This window comes from Phenylobacterium sp. (genome assembly GCF_046291545.1).
Taxonomy (GTDB): Bacteria; Pseudomonadota; Alphaproteobacteria; order Caulobacterales; family Caulobacteraceae; genus Phenylobacterium.
Window position 1 is genome coordinate 499,229 of sequence record NZ_JBKBSM010000001.1, and the last position, 13,012, is coordinate 512,240.

15 protein-coding genes are annotated in these 13,012 nt (G+C 71.9%); 12 read left to right on the forward strand and 3 right to left on the reverse strand.

Features of this window, described 5'->3' with window-relative positions; all coding sequences use genetic code 11:
* The first annotated feature begins 30 nt into the window (after positions 1-30).
* From ACK4YQ_RS02460 to proB, 3 genes are read left to right on the forward strand one after another with little or no spacing between them, the layout of a single operon-like run.
* Positions 31-597: a biotin transporter BioY gene (locus ACK4YQ_RS02460; RefSeq protein ID WP_409607928.1), complete on the forward strand. Its 567-nt coding sequence runs from the start codon at positions 31-33 to the stop codon at positions 595-597.
* Between the two features lie 46 nt (positions 598-643).
* Positions 644-1,699 (forward strand): GTPase ObgE, encoded by a 1,056-nt coding sequence (gene obgE, locus ACK4YQ_RS02465; RefSeq protein WP_409607930.1) that lies wholly within the window; start codon positions 644-646, stop codon positions 1,697-1,699.
* Positions 1,687-2,826, forward strand: a complete 1,140-nt coding sequence (gene proB, locus ACK4YQ_RS02470) for a glutamate 5-kinase (protein ID WP_409609500.1) — start codon at positions 1,687-1,689, stop codon at positions 2,824-2,826. Before obgE ends, proB begins: the two co-directional genes overlap by 13 nt.
* On the opposite strand, the gene ACK4YQ_RS02475 is transcribed toward proB, so the two are convergent.
* Positions 2,823-3,623: an aminoglycoside 6-adenylyltransferase gene (locus tag ACK4YQ_RS02475; protein ID WP_409607932.1), complete on the reverse strand. Its 801-nt coding sequence runs from the start codon at positions 3,621-3,623 to the stop codon at positions 2,823-2,825. The genes proB and ACK4YQ_RS02475 overlap by 4 nt on opposite strands.
* 128 nt (positions 3,624-3,751) lie before the next feature.
* Here ACK4YQ_RS02475 and ACK4YQ_RS02480 point away from each other — a divergent pair, with 128 nt between their 5' ends.
* The 9 genes from ACK4YQ_RS02480 (at position 3,752) to ACK4YQ_RS02520 (ending at position 11,913) form a co-directional block, all read left to right on the forward strand.
* Positions 3,752-5,317, forward strand: a complete 1,566-nt coding sequence (locus ACK4YQ_RS02480; RefSeq protein WP_409607934.1) for an aldehyde dehydrogenase family protein — start codon at positions 3,752-3,754, stop codon at positions 5,315-5,317.
* A gap of 15 nt (positions 5,318-5,332) precedes the next feature.
* A complete protein-coding gene (locus ACK4YQ_RS02485) occupies positions 5,333-5,992 on the forward strand; it encodes a nicotinate-nucleotide adenylyltransferase (protein WP_409607936.1) in 660 nt (219 codons plus the stop codon).
* 75 nt (positions 5,993-6,067) lie between these two features.
* Positions 6,068-6,484, forward strand: coding sequence for a ribosome silencing factor (gene rsfS / locus ACK4YQ_RS02490; RefSeq protein ID WP_409609502.1), 417 nt, complete (start codon positions 6,068-6,070; stop codon positions 6,482-6,484).
* A gap of 25 nt (positions 6,485-6,509) precedes the next feature.
* Complete coding sequence (rlmH, locus tag ACK4YQ_RS02495) at positions 6,510-6,974, forward strand: 23S rRNA (pseudouridine(1915)-N(3))-methyltransferase RlmH (protein WP_409607938.1); 465 nt, start codon at positions 6,510-6,512, stop codon at positions 6,972-6,974.
* A gap of 31 nt (positions 6,975-7,005) precedes the next feature.
* Positions 7,006-7,872, forward strand: coding sequence for a murein hydrolase activator EnvC family protein (locus tag ACK4YQ_RS02500; protein WP_409607940.1), 867 nt, complete (start codon positions 7,006-7,008; stop codon positions 7,870-7,872).
* A gap of 64 nt (positions 7,873-7,936) precedes the next feature.
* Positions 7,937-9,325 (forward strand): S41 family peptidase, encoded by a 1,389-nt coding sequence (locus ACK4YQ_RS02505; RefSeq protein WP_409607942.1) that lies wholly within the window; start codon positions 7,937-7,939, stop codon positions 9,323-9,325.
* A 100-nt stretch (positions 9,326-9,425) separates the two neighbouring features.
* Positions 9,426-10,571: a divergent polysaccharide deacetylase family protein gene (locus tag ACK4YQ_RS02510; protein ID WP_409607944.1), complete on the forward strand. Its 1,146-nt coding sequence runs from the start codon at positions 9,426-9,428 to the stop codon at positions 10,569-10,571.
* Entirely contained in the window at positions 10,568-11,068 is a 501-nt protein-coding gene (locus ACK4YQ_RS02515) for an RNA pyrophosphohydrolase (RefSeq protein ID WP_409607946.1), read from the forward strand. Before ACK4YQ_RS02510 ends, ACK4YQ_RS02515 begins: the two co-directional genes overlap by 4 nt.
* A gap of 89 nt (positions 11,069-11,157) precedes the next feature.
* The gene (locus ACK4YQ_RS02520; RefSeq protein ID WP_409607948.1) at positions 11,158-11,913 is read left to right on the forward strand and encodes an alpha/beta fold hydrolase; all 756 of its coding nucleotides are present in this window, start codon (positions 11,158-11,160) and stop codon (positions 11,911-11,913) included.
* A 54-nt stretch (positions 11,914-11,967) separates the two neighbouring features.
* On the opposite strand, the gene ACK4YQ_RS02525 is transcribed toward ACK4YQ_RS02520, so the two are convergent.
* Both ACK4YQ_RS02525 and ACK4YQ_RS02530 read right to left on the reverse strand, forming a co-directional pair.
* Complete coding sequence (locus tag ACK4YQ_RS02525; RefSeq protein WP_409607950.1) at positions 11,968-12,651, reverse strand: hypothetical protein; 684 nt, start codon at positions 12,649-12,651, stop codon at positions 11,968-11,970.
* A gap of 93 nt (positions 12,652-12,744) precedes the next feature.
* Positions 12,745-13,011 (reverse strand): ATP synthase F1 subunit epsilon, encoded by a 267-nt coding sequence (locus ACK4YQ_RS02530; RefSeq protein WP_409607952.1) that lies wholly within the window; start codon positions 13,009-13,011, stop codon positions 12,745-12,747.
* Between the last annotated feature and the right edge of the window lies 1 nt (position 13,012).

The window sequence follows — 13,012 nt, forward strand, 5'->3', positions numbered from 1 at the left end:
CCCGCGCCACATCCACGACGGAGACCGCCGATGGCGTCCGCCCCGCTCGCCGCGCTGGTCGCCGGCCGCCCGCTCGCCTGGCGCGTGGGCCTGGTGCTGGCGGCAAGCTGGCTGTTGGCGGCGTCCTCCTGGGCGGCCATTCCGGTGGGACCGGCGCCGATCACCCTTCAGACCTTCACGCTTCTGGCGCTGTCCGCCCTCGCCGGGCCGCGCCTGGCGGCGGAGATCGTCCTCGTCTGGCTGGGCCAGGCGCTGATCGGCCTGCCGTTCCTGGCGGAGGGGGCGGGCGGGCCGGCCGCCTTCGCGGGGCCGACGGCGGGCTTCCTGGCCGGTTTCGCGCTGGCCGCGCCGACGGTCGGGGGCCTGGCGCAGACACCACCCTGGCGAGGCTGGCGGGGATTGATCCTCCTCTTCCTTGGCGCTCACGCCTTCATCCTGGCCCTGGGCTGGGCCTGGCTGGCCGTCCGGATCGGCGCGGGCCCGGCCTGGTCGGGCGGCGTCGCGCCCTTCCTGCCGGGAGCGCTCCTGAAGAGTCTGCTCGCCGCGGCGGTGGTGCGTCCGGCGGCGGCGCGCTTCGGCGTTCGCGGCCGAGCCTGAACACGGCCGCTCGACGGCGGGCGGCGGCTGGTCCAAAAGGCGCGGCATGAAGTTTCTCGACCAGTGCAAGATCTACATCCGCTCCGGCAACGGCGGCGGAGGCGCCGTCTCTTTCCGGCGCGAAAAGTACATCGAGTACGGTGGTCCGGACGGCGGCGACGGCGGCAAGGGCGGCGATGTCTGGATCGAGGCGGTGGACGGCCTCAACACCCTGATCGACTACCGCTACCAGCAGCATTTCCGTGCGGAGACCGGCGGGCACGGCATGGGCAAGAACCGCCACGGCGCCAATGGAGCGGACGTGGTGCTGAAGGTCCCGGTCGGCACCCAGGTGCTGGATGAGGACAAGGAGACCCTGATCGCCGACCTCGACCACCTGGGCGCCCGGGTGCGCCTCGCCAAGGGCGGAAACGGCGGCTTCGGCAACACGCACTTCAAGGGTCCGGTGAACCAGGCGCCCAAGTTCGCCAATCCCGGCCAGGAGGGCGAGGAACGCGCGATCTGGCTGCGCCTGAAGCTGATCGCCGACGTGGGCCTGGTCGGCCTGCCCAACGCGGGCAAGTCGACGTTCCTGGCCGCAGCTTCGGCGGCCAAGCCGAAGATCGCCGACTACCCGTTCACCACGCTCGCCCCGAACCTGGGCGTCGTGGACCTGTCGCCCAGCGAGCGCTTCGTCATCGCCGACATCCCCGGCCTGATCGAAGGCGCCTCCGAGGGCGCGGGCCTGGGAACCCGGTTCCTGGGGCACGTGGAGCGCAGCGCCAGCCTGATCCACCTGGTCGACGGAACCCAGGAAGACGTGGCGGGCGCGTGGCGCACGGTGCGCAACGAACTTGACGCCTATGGCGAGGGCTTGGCCGACAAGACCGAGTTCCTGGCCCTGAACAAGATCGACGCCCTGGATCCGGAAACCCGCCGGGCCAAGTCCGCCGAGCTGGAAGCCGCGGCCGGCCGGAAGCCGTTCCTGGTGTCCGGCGTCTCCGGCGAGGGCGTGACCGAACTCCTGCGCGCCGCCTGGGCGGAGGTGCGCGCCCGCCGTGGCGAAGCCGCCTCCGGCGCGGATAAAGAAGGCCAGGGCGACGGCGGGGGCTGGACCCCGTGAGCGGCCTGCAACGCGCCCGGCGCGTCGTCGTCAAGGTGGGCTCGGCCCTGGTCGCCGGCAGCGGCGGCGGGGCGGCCGATTCCGCCTGGCTGGCGGCCTTCGCCGCCGACGCCGCGCGCCTGAGGGCCAGGGGTCAACAGGTGCTGGTGGTGTCCTCGGGCGCGGTGGCGTTGGGGCGGCGGCGGCTGGGCCTGAAGCGCAAGGCCCTCACCATCCCCGAGAAGCAGGCCGCTGCGGCCGCCGGCCAGTCCGGGCTGATGCGCGCCTGGGAAGAGGCCTTCGAGCCTCACGGCCTGGCCGTTGCCCAGGTGCTGCTGACCCGCGACGACACCGAGGTGCGCCGCCGCTGGCTGAACGGCCGCGCCACTCTGGAGACTCTGCTCGACCTCGGCGTCGTGCCGATCGTCAACGAGAACGACACGGTCGTGACCGAGGAGATCCGCTACGGCGACAACGACCGCCTGGCCGCCCGCGTCGCGCAGATGATCGGCGCCGACGTGCTGGTGCTGCTGTCCGACATCGACGGGCTCTACACGGCCGATCCCCGCCGCGACCCGGCGGCTCGCCACCTGGACCGGGTTTCGCGGCTGACGCCGGAGATCGAGGCCATGGCCGGCGGCGCGAACGCCGGAGCCGGCGTCGGCACCGGCGGAATGGCCACCAAGCTCGCCGCGGCGCGCATCGCCCAGTCCGCCGGCTGCGCCACCGTAATCACCCTTGGCGCCCGCCCCTCGCCGCTGCTCGCCGTCGAGCAGGGCGAACGGGCGACGGTGATAGAGCCCGGGACCACGCCCTCAGCGGCCTACAAGGCCTGGATCGCCGGCTCGCTCGCGCCCGGAGGCGCGCTGATCGTCGACGCCGGTGCAGCCGCCGCCCTCTGCAAGGGCAAGAGCCTGCTCGCCGCCGGCGTGCGCCGCGTGGAGGGGCGGTTCGGCAAGGGCGACGCCGTGATCGTTCGCGACGAGACCGGCGTCGAGATCGGCCGGGGCCTTTGCCGCTACGACGCGGCGGACGCCGAGCGCATCTGCGGCCTGAAATCCGACGCCATCGAGGCCACCCTCGGGTACACGGCCGGGCCGCTGATCCACGTGGACGACCTGGCCCTGGCGGCTCGCACTGAGGCCTAGGCCTCGCCCCAGTCGCGTCCCATCGTCCGCTTCAGATGGGCCCGCACGGCGGCCTCGAAGGCCTCCGGCCAGGCCGCGCCGCAGTCGGCCGCGATCCGGCGGGCCCTTGGCAGGAAAAGGCGCGCATGCTCGAGCTGCGCCTCGATGACCGCCTCCGTGTCCGAGGCCGGCGTCGGCAGGGCCGCAAGCAGCTCCATGTCCTCGGCCGGCAGCACCTTGGCCACCGACAGCGCGCCGACCGGCGCCGGCAGGGCCTGGGCTTCGATCAGCAGCGCCAGCACCGCCTGGCGAAGGTGCCCGACGCCGCCGACGGCGATCGCCGGCTGCCGACGGCCCGCCACCAGCGGCAGCAGGCCCATCACCCGCAGGAACTCGCGGACGATGGCCTCGACCTTGGCCGGGTCCACCCGCCCGGGCGGCGGCGAGGCCGGCAGGGCCGCATAGACGCCGTCGCGGTCCAACAGCGGCTTCAGCGTGCTCTGCGCGCCCAGCACCATTCCCGGCACGGTCACCGTCAGGTCGAGCCGGTCGTAGCCGGCCGTGACCGCGCCGAACAGCGGCAGCGGCGGGTGCGGCGAATGCCAGTGGACGATGTCGGCCACGGCGCCCAGCCAGTCCCGCGCACCGGCGGCGAAAGCCTTGTGATCCTCGGGCGAGACGACGGCGATCAGGTCGACGTCGGACCAGTCGTCGGCCTCGTCCTTGCCGAAGCTGCCGCTCAACAGCAGCGCCCGGACGCGCGCATCTTCCTCTGCGTGGCGCGTGACGCGTGCGATCAGGTCGGCCTGCGATGGCATCGGCCCCTCCTCCGATGGGGCGCAATCTAGGCTCCCCGGCCCCCGGACGACAACGAAGACGCATTTGCCGCGCGCCGAAAGTGGGCCTAGTAAGGCTCAACTTGAGCATATCGGACCGGATACGGACGATGGACGACGCCGCCGCCAGGTCTTCGCCGAAAGACCCCGCAGGGCCCTCCGCCCGGCTGGAGGCGCTTGTCCCGGGCATGGCGATCGTCTGGGGCGGCGACCGGGTGACCCATGTGAGCGCCGACCTCGCCGAGGCCTTCCGCGCCGGCGACCGGCTGGTGGTCGTGCAGGAGACCGGCGACCTGCTGCACGTGCCGGCCCGGGAAGCCGCGGTGGCCGCCGCGGCCGTGGGCCGCGCCCACGCCGCCTTCGCCCGCATGGGACGGGTGTCCGACGCCGCGATCAGCGCGTTCTTCGAGGCTTTCGCCGCCAACCTCGAGGACGAGGCTCGCTGGGGGCGGATCGCCCGGGCCAACGCCGCCGACGTCGAAAGCGCCCGGGCCCGGGGCCGCTCGACCACCCGGCTGGCGGCGAGCGAGGCGATGCGCCGCGACATGATCGCAGGCCTGCGCGCCTGGGCCGCCGCGCCCGCCGCCCGCGGCCAGGTGATCGAGACCGTCCGCCACGAGGGCTGGCGGGTGGAGCAGACGCTGGCGCCGCTGGGGGTCGTCGGCTTCGTCTTCGAGGGCCGCCCCAACGTCTTCGCCGACGCCACTGGCGTCCTGCGCACCGGCAACACCGTGGTCTTCCGCATCGGCTCCGACGCGCTGGGCACGGCCCGCGCCATCGTCGAGCACGCCCTCGACCCGGCGCTCGCCGCCGCCGGCCTGCCCGAAGGGGCCGCCGCCCTGGTGGACAGCGCCAGCCATGCGGCAGGCTGGTCGATGTTCTGCGACGCACGCCTGTCGCTAGCGGTGGCCCGCGGCTCCGGACCGGCGGTGGCCCAGCTCGGCGCCATCGCCCGGCAGGCGGGGATCGCCGTCTCGCTGCACGGCACCGGTGGGGCCTGGATGATGGCCGACGCCACGGCGGACGCCGAGCGCTTCCACGCCGCCGTGTTCCATTCGCTGGACCGCAAGGTCTGCAACACGCTGAACGTCTGCTGCATCGTGCGCGAACGCGCGCACGACCTGACGCCCCTGTTCCTGAAGGCCCTGCGCCAGGCCGGCGAACGGCGGGGCCACGGCGCCAAGCTGCATGTGGTGGAGGGCTCGCAGGGCGTCGTCCCGCAGGACTGGCTGCAGGCCCGCACGCTGGTGGCCCGGGCCGAAGGCCCCCGCGACGAGCCGCTGGTGGAGCTCCTGGCCGAGGCCGATCTCGGCCGCGAGTGGGAATGGGAGGAGACCCCCGAGGTCACCCTGGTGATCGTCGACGACATCGATCATGCGGCGGCCCTGTTCAACCGCCACAGCCCTCGGTTCACCGCCTCGCTCATTTCCCAGGACCCCGACGCCCATCGCCGCTTCTACGAGGCCGTGGACGCCCCCTTCGTCGGCGACGGCTTCACCCGCTGGGTCGACGGCCAGTACGCGCTGAAGAAGCCTGAACTCGGGCTTTCCAACTGGGAGCACGGCCGCCTGTTCGCCCGCGGCGGCGTGCTGGCCGGCGACGGCGTCTTCACGGTGCGCAGCCGCGTCGTGCAGGACGATCCGCATCTGGACCGGGGCGGAGTCCCCACGCCTTGAGCAAGACCCTGTCTCATGTGGTTCGCCGGACCGGCTCGCCGCGTTCCTGAGGCCGGCCGGCCCGCCATGCTGCGTCCGGGATTCGTCCTGACGCCGGGCATGCGCGTGGGCCTCTACGGCGGCTCGTTCAACCCGGCGCACGAGGGGCACGCCCACGTGGCCGAGACCGCGCGGCGGCGCCTGAGGCTGGACCGGGTGATCTGGCTGGTCTCGCCGCAGAACCCGCTGAAGTCGTCGCACGAGACGGCCTCCCTCGCCGAGCGGCTGGCCGGGGCCCGCCGCCTGGCCCGCGGGCGCGCCATGATCGTGAGCGACGCCGAGACGCGGATCGGCACCCAGTACACCATCGACACCCTGCGCGTTCTGAAGGCGCGGTTCCCAGGGGTGAAGTTCGTCTGGATCATGGGCGCCGACAGTCTGGCCGGCTTTCACCGCTGGCGCGGCTGGACCCAGATCATGCGCGAGGCGCCGGTGGCCGTGGTCTCGCGTCCGTGGATCTCCCTGAAGAGCCGCTTCGCGCCGGCCGCGCGGCGCTTCGGCTCGGCCCGCGTGCATTCGTCTCAGGCCGCGCTCCTGCCCGGATCGCCGACTCCGCGCTGGACCTACCTGCGCGGCCCCTTGAATTTCCAGTCCTCAACGGCCCTGCGCGAGCGCATGGGCAAGCCTCGCTCGTGACCCGCACGAGGGCGGCTGACCGAAGGTCGCTTCCGTGTTAGTCTTGCCCACGCGAGGACCAAAAGGAGCATCCCGCTGAATAGCCAACCCGCGCCGCGCGCGCAGGAGGACATCGGCGCCGCCGAGCCCTCCCAGGAGGACCAGGGACGCGTCGGCGCCTTGGAAGATCTGATCCTGGCCCGTCTGGACGACGACAAGGCCCAGGATGTCGTGTTCATCGACCTGAAGGGCAAGAGCGCCGTGGCCGACGGCCTGATCGTGGCTTCGGGCCGCTCGCACAGGCACGTGGGCGCCATGGCCGACCACCTGTTGCGCACCCTCAAGGAGCACGGCTACGGCAAAGCCCGCGTCGAGGGCATGCCGCACTGCGACTGGGTGCTGATCGATGCAGGCGACGTGATCGTCCATCTGTTCCGGCCCGAGGTCCGCTCCTTCTACAACATCGAGAAGATCTGGTCGGTCGAGCCGCCGGCGCGCAGCGCCGCCGTCTGATCGGCCGGCCCGAGCGCCGCGCCGCGTGAAGATCGCCATCCTCGCCATCGGCCGGCTGTCGCGCTCGCCCGAGGCCGATCTCGTCAAGCTCTACGCCGATCGCGCCACCGCTGCGGGCCGCGCCCTGGGCCTGGGTCCGGTCGAGGTGGTGGAGGTGGAGGCGCGCAAGCCCGGCAAGGCCGCCGAGGCCGACGTCCTGCGCCCGCACCTGCAGGACGCCCACGTCATCGCCTGCGACGAACATGGGGCGCCGCGAACCTCCCGCGCATTCGCGGCCGAGATCGGACGGCTGCGCGACGACGGCGTGCGCCGCCTGGTGTTCGTGATCGGCGGCGCCGACGGCCTGGATCCGGCGCTGCTGGCGGACGCGAACGGCAAGCTCGCCTTCGGACCGCAGACCTGGCCCCACGCCCTGGCGCGCGCCATGCTGGCCGAGCAGGTCTATCGGGCGGTCACCATTCTTGCCGGCGGCCCCTATCATCGGGATTGAGGCGAGGCGTCGGCGCGCCTATGCCTGGACCATGCCCGCGCGCCGATCGCCTGCCCTGCCCCTCGCCCTGGCGCTGATCATCGCCGCCGGCGCGGGCGTCGCGGCCTTGGCGCAGACGGGCCTCGCCCAGAAGCTGGCCGACCTCAACCTGCGCGAGACCTCCCTGAACGCCGAGCAGGGCCGCAACCTGAACCGTATCGCCCGGCTGCTCAGCGTGCTGGTGCAGATGCGCCGCGACCCGCCCCCGGCCCTTCTGGTCAGCCCTGACGACGCCAAGGATGCGGTGCGCGCCGCGATCCTGGTCAAGGCCATCACCCCGGAGCTGCAGCGGCGCGCCCGCGCCTACGCCGCCGAGGCCGTCGAGATCGCCCGCCAGCGGCGGCTGGCCGCGGTGGCCAGCGAGACCGTGTTCATGGCCGACAGCGAGGAGGCCGACCACGACCTCGAGCTGATTCCGGAGGGCGTCCCCGCCCCACCGCCGAGGAGCGAGGCGTTCACCGGCGCGCTGATCCCGCCCTCGGAGCTGCGGCCGCCGGTGAACGGGCCGGTCGTGCAGCCGTTCGGCGCCCAGGCGGTGGGAGGCGGGCGCACGTCGGGCCTGACCTACCAGGCGCCGCCCGGCTCGGCCGTGCGCGCCCCCGGCCCGGGACAGATTCAGTACGTCGGCCCGGTGAAGGGCTGGGGCGTCATCCTGATCTTAAGGATGGCGGGTGGATACCATCTCGTGCTCGCCGGTCTGGACCGGTCCTCGGCGCAGGTCGGACAATCCGTCGCGGCGGGTGCAACTGTCGGCTGGATGCCCGATGGGCGACAATCGGCGTCAGAACTCTATTTCGAGGTTCGCCAGCGCGGGGAACCAGTTGATCCGCGCCGCTGGATGAGAGCCAATACGGAATAAGGGCCTAGGGGGCTGAAACGCGTGAGCGGCGCGCGGCGTCGCAAGGGAGCCTGTGGACAGGCAGATGAAGAAGTACCTTCTGATCGGGATTTCGGCCTTCGTCATGGGCGCGGGCTCCATGGCCTACGTCAGCCAGCAGGCCGCGGCCTCCGCCACGGCCCAGCCGCGGACGCAGACCTATCGCATGCTCGAGTTGTTCGGCGATGTGCTGGATACTGTCGAGCACCAGTACGTGACCGAGGTCGACGACACCAAGCTGATCGAGGCGGCCATCGACGGCATGCTGACCTCGCTCGATCCGCACTCCGGATACCTGAACGCCGACAGCTTTGACGACATGCGCGACCAGACGCGCGGCGAGTACGGCGGACTAGGCATCGAAGTCACCAGCGAAGAGGGCGTGGTCAAGGTGATCTCGCCGATGGACGGCACCCCCGCCGAGCAGGCGGGCATCAAGGCCGGCGACTACATCACTGCGGTGAACGGCGAGAGCGTCCTCGGCATGTCGGTGAACGACGCCGTCAAGCAGATGCGCGGCAAGCCCGGCGAGGCCGTCACCCTCACCATCGCCCGAGAGAAGAGCGATCCCTTCGACGTGAAGATCGTGCGCGAGGTGATCAAGCCGAAGTCGGCCACCGCGCGGATGGAGGGCGACTACGGCTACCTGCGCATCTCCTCGTTCAATGAGCGCACGACCGAGGACGCTGAAGCGGCCCTGGCCGACCTGCGCGCCAAGAACCCGCAGATGAAGGGGCTGATCCTAGACCTGCGCAACAATCCGGGCGGCCTGCTGGACCAGGCGGTCGGCGTGGCCGACATGTTCCTGGAAGGCGGCGAGATCGTCTCCCAGCGCGGCCGCGACCCGCGCGACGTCGAACGCTACAACGCCCGGCCGGGCGACGCCGCCGCCGGCCTGCCGATGGTGGTCCTGATCAATTCCGGGTCGGCCTCGGCAGCGGAGATCGTCGCCGGCGCCCTGCAGGACCGCAAGCGCGCCGAGCTGGTCGGCCTGACCAGCTTCGGCAAGGGCTCTGTGCAGACGGTGATCCCGCTGCGCGGCGGCATGGACGGCGCGCTGAAACTGACCACGGCGCGCTACTACACGCCCTCCGGACGCTCCATCCAGAAGACCGGAATCGAGCCGGACCTGGAGGTCGCCTCCACCCGCGAGGAGGCCGAGGCGATCGCCAACCGCGCCTTCCAGTTCAGCGAAGCGAGCCTGCGCAATGCGCTGAACGCCGACGAGGGCAAGGAGCGCCGCGGCGCCCACCAGCCGGCCGAGGCGCCGCCGGAGAACTTCGACCCGAAGAAGGACTTCCAGTTGGTTCGCGCGGAAGACGTGCTGAAGTACGGCTCGGTCGCGGCCACGCCCAAGCTGCCCAAGCCGGCGGCCAAGCTGGCGGAGGCAACCGCGAAGGTGCGGGGCGCGGAGGCGCCGGCGGTCAATAAATAGGTCCTGGCGGCGGGACCGGCGCAGCGCGCCGGTCCCCCGTTAAGCCCTTCGTTAACCATATCAGCGGACGTTCCTGGGGCCGTAGCCGTCGACCTGGGCCATGTTCTCGAAGAAGTCCCTCAAGCCCGCGCCCGCGCCTCCCCCGCGCAGCCGCAACGCGCCGCAGCTCGCCCTGGCGGCCATCTCCAATCCCTATGTCGGCGCAAGCGGGGCGGCCCTGCTGCTGCTGATCACGCTGCTGGCGCTGGTGGCGATCATGGGCGACCCGAAGGCCGGCGAGCCCCAGGTGCGCATCTCCCTGGCCAAGATCGCCCAATCCGCCGCCCCGGCCGGCTGGCGTGAGGCGCTGGTGGCCCAGCAGCCCGGCGGCCAGGTCGTCACCGAGGAGCTCTACCAGCTGTCCGACAAGCCCGGCCCCATCGGCGGCCAGGCGGTGATCACCCTGCCCGGCGCGCGCACCCAGCACGGCCGGGGCCTGCCCCCGGCGCCGATCGCCGGCCTGCACTCCCAGGGCCCCGGCGGCCCCCTGCCGATCATCGCCGCCGACGGACGCACGCCGGCGCAGGCCTACGCCCGCCCCTTCACAGCCGACGGCCGGCCCCGCATCGCGCTGGTGATCGGCGGCCTGGGCTTGAACGCCCGCGCCACGCGGGAGGCGATCGAGACCTTGCCGCCGCAGGTCACCCTGTCGTTCGTGCCCTACTCGGAAGGCCTGCAGGCCTGGATCGACCTGGCGCGCGAGCACGGCCACGAGGTGCTGCTGGAAGCTCCGATGGAGCCCACCGACTATCCGGAGAACGATCCGGGGCCCTACACCCTGATGGCCGGCGCGAATTCGGCCGACACCGTCCGGAAGCTGGAGTGGCTGCTGTCGCGGGCGACCGGCTACTTCGGCCTCACCAATTATCTCGGCTCGCGCTTCATGGCCTCGGACAAGGCCATGGCCGCGTTCTCCGGCGCCCTGAAGACCCGCGGGCTGGCGTTCATCGACGACGGCTCGGCCGCCGGCCGCGGCGGCGGGGTGCCCCGGGCCTCGGCCGACCGCATCATCGACGAGCAGCTCTCCAACGAGGCGATCGACCAGCAGCTGCTGGCCCTGGAAGCCGGCGCTTTGCAGCATGGCCAGGCTCTCGGCTCGGGGTTCGCCTATCCTGTCACCATCGACCAGGTCGCGCGTTGGGCCGCCCAGGTGGAGCAACGGGGCTATCAGCTGGCGCCGGCCTCGGCGCTGATGGTGCGAAAATGACCGACCTTGCGCTTTATCGCCCGAACGTGGGCGTCGTCCTGTTCCATCCGGACGGTCGGGTGTGGCTGGGCAAGCGCGCCAACACGCCGGGTCCCCACAACTGGCAGTTCCCGCAAGGCGGGGTCGATGACGGCGAGGACCTTGAGACCGCCGCCCTGCGCGAGCTCGCCGAGGAGACCGGCGTCACCGCCGTCACCATGCTCGGCCGTACGGACGGCTGGCTCGCCTACGACTTCCCGGCCGATCACGGCGGCTCGAAGGCCGCCCGCGGCTGGAAGGGGCAGCGGCAGGTTTGGTTCGCCCTGCGGTTCGACGGCGAGGAGTCCGAGGTGGACCTGGCCGCGCACCCGCCGGCGGAGTTCGAGGACTGGCGCTGGGCGGCCCTGGAAGAGGCGCCGCGCCTGGTGGTGCCGTTCAAGCGGGAGATCTACCTGGCCGTGGCCGAGGCGTTCGCCGACTTCGCCGGACGGCCGGGACATGGCGCCAGCGCGGCCTGAACCGGTTGGTCAAGGTTGTGCGGTAGGGTGAGACGGGTTCGCGAGCGTCCGGCCGTTCGGGCGTGGAGCGCATCTTCTGTGAGGGTTGGATGTCGGCGCCTGTGGTGATGGTGCATGGCGCCTTCTGCGGCGCATGGGTGTTCGACACGTTCCGCAAGCCCTTCGAGGCGGCGGGACATGAGGTGATCTGTCCTGACCTTCGCGGGCACGCGCCGGACGATCCGCCCCAGGCCGTGGCCGGCGTGTCCATGGCCGACTACGCTTCGGACATCGTCGGGCTCTGCGCCTCGCTGGCCGAACCGCCGATCCTGATCGGCCATTCCATGGGCGGGCTTGTGGCCCAGCTCGCCGCCCGGCGCGCGGCCTTGCGCGCCCTGGTGCTGCTGGCGCCTTCGGCGCCGTGGGGGGTGATGGGCTCGTCCATCGAGGAGGCCGTCACCGCCGTGGGGCTGCACGCCCTGGGGCCCTACTGGATCCAGGCGATCCCGCCCGACAAGGGGCTGATGCTGGCCTATTCGCTGGACCGCGTGCCCCCGGGCGCGCGACGTCCCGTGCTGGAGCGGCTGCGCCCGGAGAGCGGGCGGGCGGTGTGGGAGACGCTGAACTGGTGGCTCGATCCGCTGATGACCACCAGCATCGGGCTGCGCGCCCCCGGGGTTCCGGCCCTGGCCATGGTCGGCGAGCGCGATGTCGTGCACCCGCCGCCGACGGTCAAGCAGACCGCCCAGCGAATCGGCGCGGAGTTCCTGGTCCTGCCGGGCATGAGCCACTGGCTGCCTGGCGAGCCCGGCTGGGAGGAGGTGGCCGAGATCACCCTCGGCTGGCTGGAGACGGTGGCGGCCTAGGGGTTTCCCGACAGGCGCCGTGCCCGGTCGACCGACCCGACACGGCCATTCGCCCTAGAGCGTGCGTTCGCTGTAGAGGATGGTCGCCTGGTCGAACTTCTTGTCGAGCGGACTGTCGTCCGGGTTCTTCAGCTGCACCAGCACCAGGCCGGTGGATTCCTTGTCGGTGAAGTATTCCCAGGACAGGGTGATGCGCTTGACGCCGTCGGCGCCGACCATGAAGTCGTTGCGCTGCATCGGCATTTCCGGCTGGTGCAGGAAGGCCCAGATGTTCAGGGCGTTGACGATCGGGCGCTCCTGGCCGACCGCGTACTTGACCCGGACGTTGCAGACGTTGGTGTTCGAGCCCTTCGGCAGGACGGTGATCTCGTAGGGCTTGGAGCCCATCACCTTCGACCAGGTGTTTTCGCGCCGATTGAACTTGAAGCCCAGCGGCTTGGCGACTTCCTCGACCGTCTTGCCGCGCACCGAGGGCACGCAGATGTTGTTGATGACCGAGATCACCTCGGCGCCGTCCCCGGTCGTGGGCAGGGTCGGATGGGCGGCGGGATCGTCGGCCGGGGCCGCGGCCGGAGCCTGGGGCGCGGCGGCGTCGGGCGCAGGGGCCGCTGCAGGGGCCGCCGGCGGAGCGGCGGGCGCTTCCGGCGCGGCGGGCGGAGGCGTTTCCGCCGTGGGCTGGGCGACCGCAGCGGAGCTGAGACCCGCGAGGACGATCAGACTGGCGACGACGCTGCGCATAACGCTTTCCCCTGACTTACCAATGCGGCGGCATCACACTAAAGCAGGACGCCGACCGCAACCCCCGAACCGCGAATTTCCGGCCGCCGGTCGTCAGGCGGCCGCTTCCTCGGCATGTTCCGCCAGAATCGTCAGGCCCTCCGGGGTGACGTCGGCGAATCCGCCCTTCAGATCGAACACGGTGATCTGACCGCCGTTGCGCACCACGACCTGCCCCTCCTTGAGGGTGGTCATGAACGGCGCGTGTCCGGCCAGGACGCCGAAGTCGCCTTCCGACCCCGGCGCGTCGACCTGGTCCACCTCGCCCGAGAACAGCTCCCGTTGCGGCGAGACCAGGGAGAAGTGGAGCTTGTCGGCCATG

Excerpts from the sequence above, each read along its gene's own strand:
- ACK4YQ_RS02485 (WP_409607936.1), top strand. The coding sequence starts at position 5,333 with ATGTGGTTCGCCGGACCGGCTCGCCGCGTTCCTGAGGCCGGCCGGCCC.
- ACK4YQ_RS02475 (WP_409607932.1), bottom strand. The coding sequence starts at position 3,623 with ATGCCATCGCAGGCCGACCTGATCGCACGCGTCACGCGCCACGCAGAG.
- ACK4YQ_RS02515 (WP_409607946.1), top strand. The coding sequence starts at position 10,568 with ATGACCGACCTTGCGCTTTATCGCCCGAACGTGGGCGTCGTCCTGTTC.
- ACK4YQ_RS02460 (WP_409607928.1), top strand. The coding sequence starts at position 31 with ATGGCGTCCGCCCCGCTCGCCGCGCTGGTCGCCGGCCGCCCGCTCGCC.
- ACK4YQ_RS02500 (WP_409607940.1), top strand. The coding sequence starts at position 7,006 with ATGCCCGCGCGCCGATCGCCTGCCCTGCCCCTCGCCCTGGCGCTGATC.
- ACK4YQ_RS02510 (WP_409607944.1), top strand. The coding sequence starts at position 9,426 with ATGTTCTCGAAGAAGTCCCTCAAGCCCGCGCCCGCGCCTCCCCCGCGC.
- ACK4YQ_RS02520 (WP_409607948.1), top strand. The coding sequence starts at position 11,158 with ATGTCGGCGCCTGTGGTGATGGTGCATGGCGCCTTCTGCGGCGCATGG.
- ACK4YQ_RS02525 (WP_409607950.1), bottom strand. The coding sequence starts at position 12,651 with ATGCGCAGCGTCGTCGCCAGTCTGATCGTCCTCGCGGGTCTCAGCTCC.
- obgE (WP_409607930.1), top strand. The coding sequence starts at position 644 with ATGAAGTTTCTCGACCAGTGCAAGATCTACATCCGCTCCGGCAACGGC.
- ACK4YQ_RS02480 (WP_409607934.1), top strand. The coding sequence starts at position 3,752 with ATGGACGACGCCGCCGCCAGGTCTTCGCCGAAAGACCCCGCAGGGCCC.
- ACK4YQ_RS02505 (WP_409607942.1), top strand. The coding sequence starts at position 7,937 with ATGAAGAAGTACCTTCTGATCGGGATTTCGGCCTTCGTCATGGGCGCG.
- ACK4YQ_RS02530 (WP_409607952.1), bottom strand. The coding sequence starts at position 13,011 with ATGGCCGACAAGCTCCACTTCTCCCTGGTCTCGCCGCAACGGGAGCTG.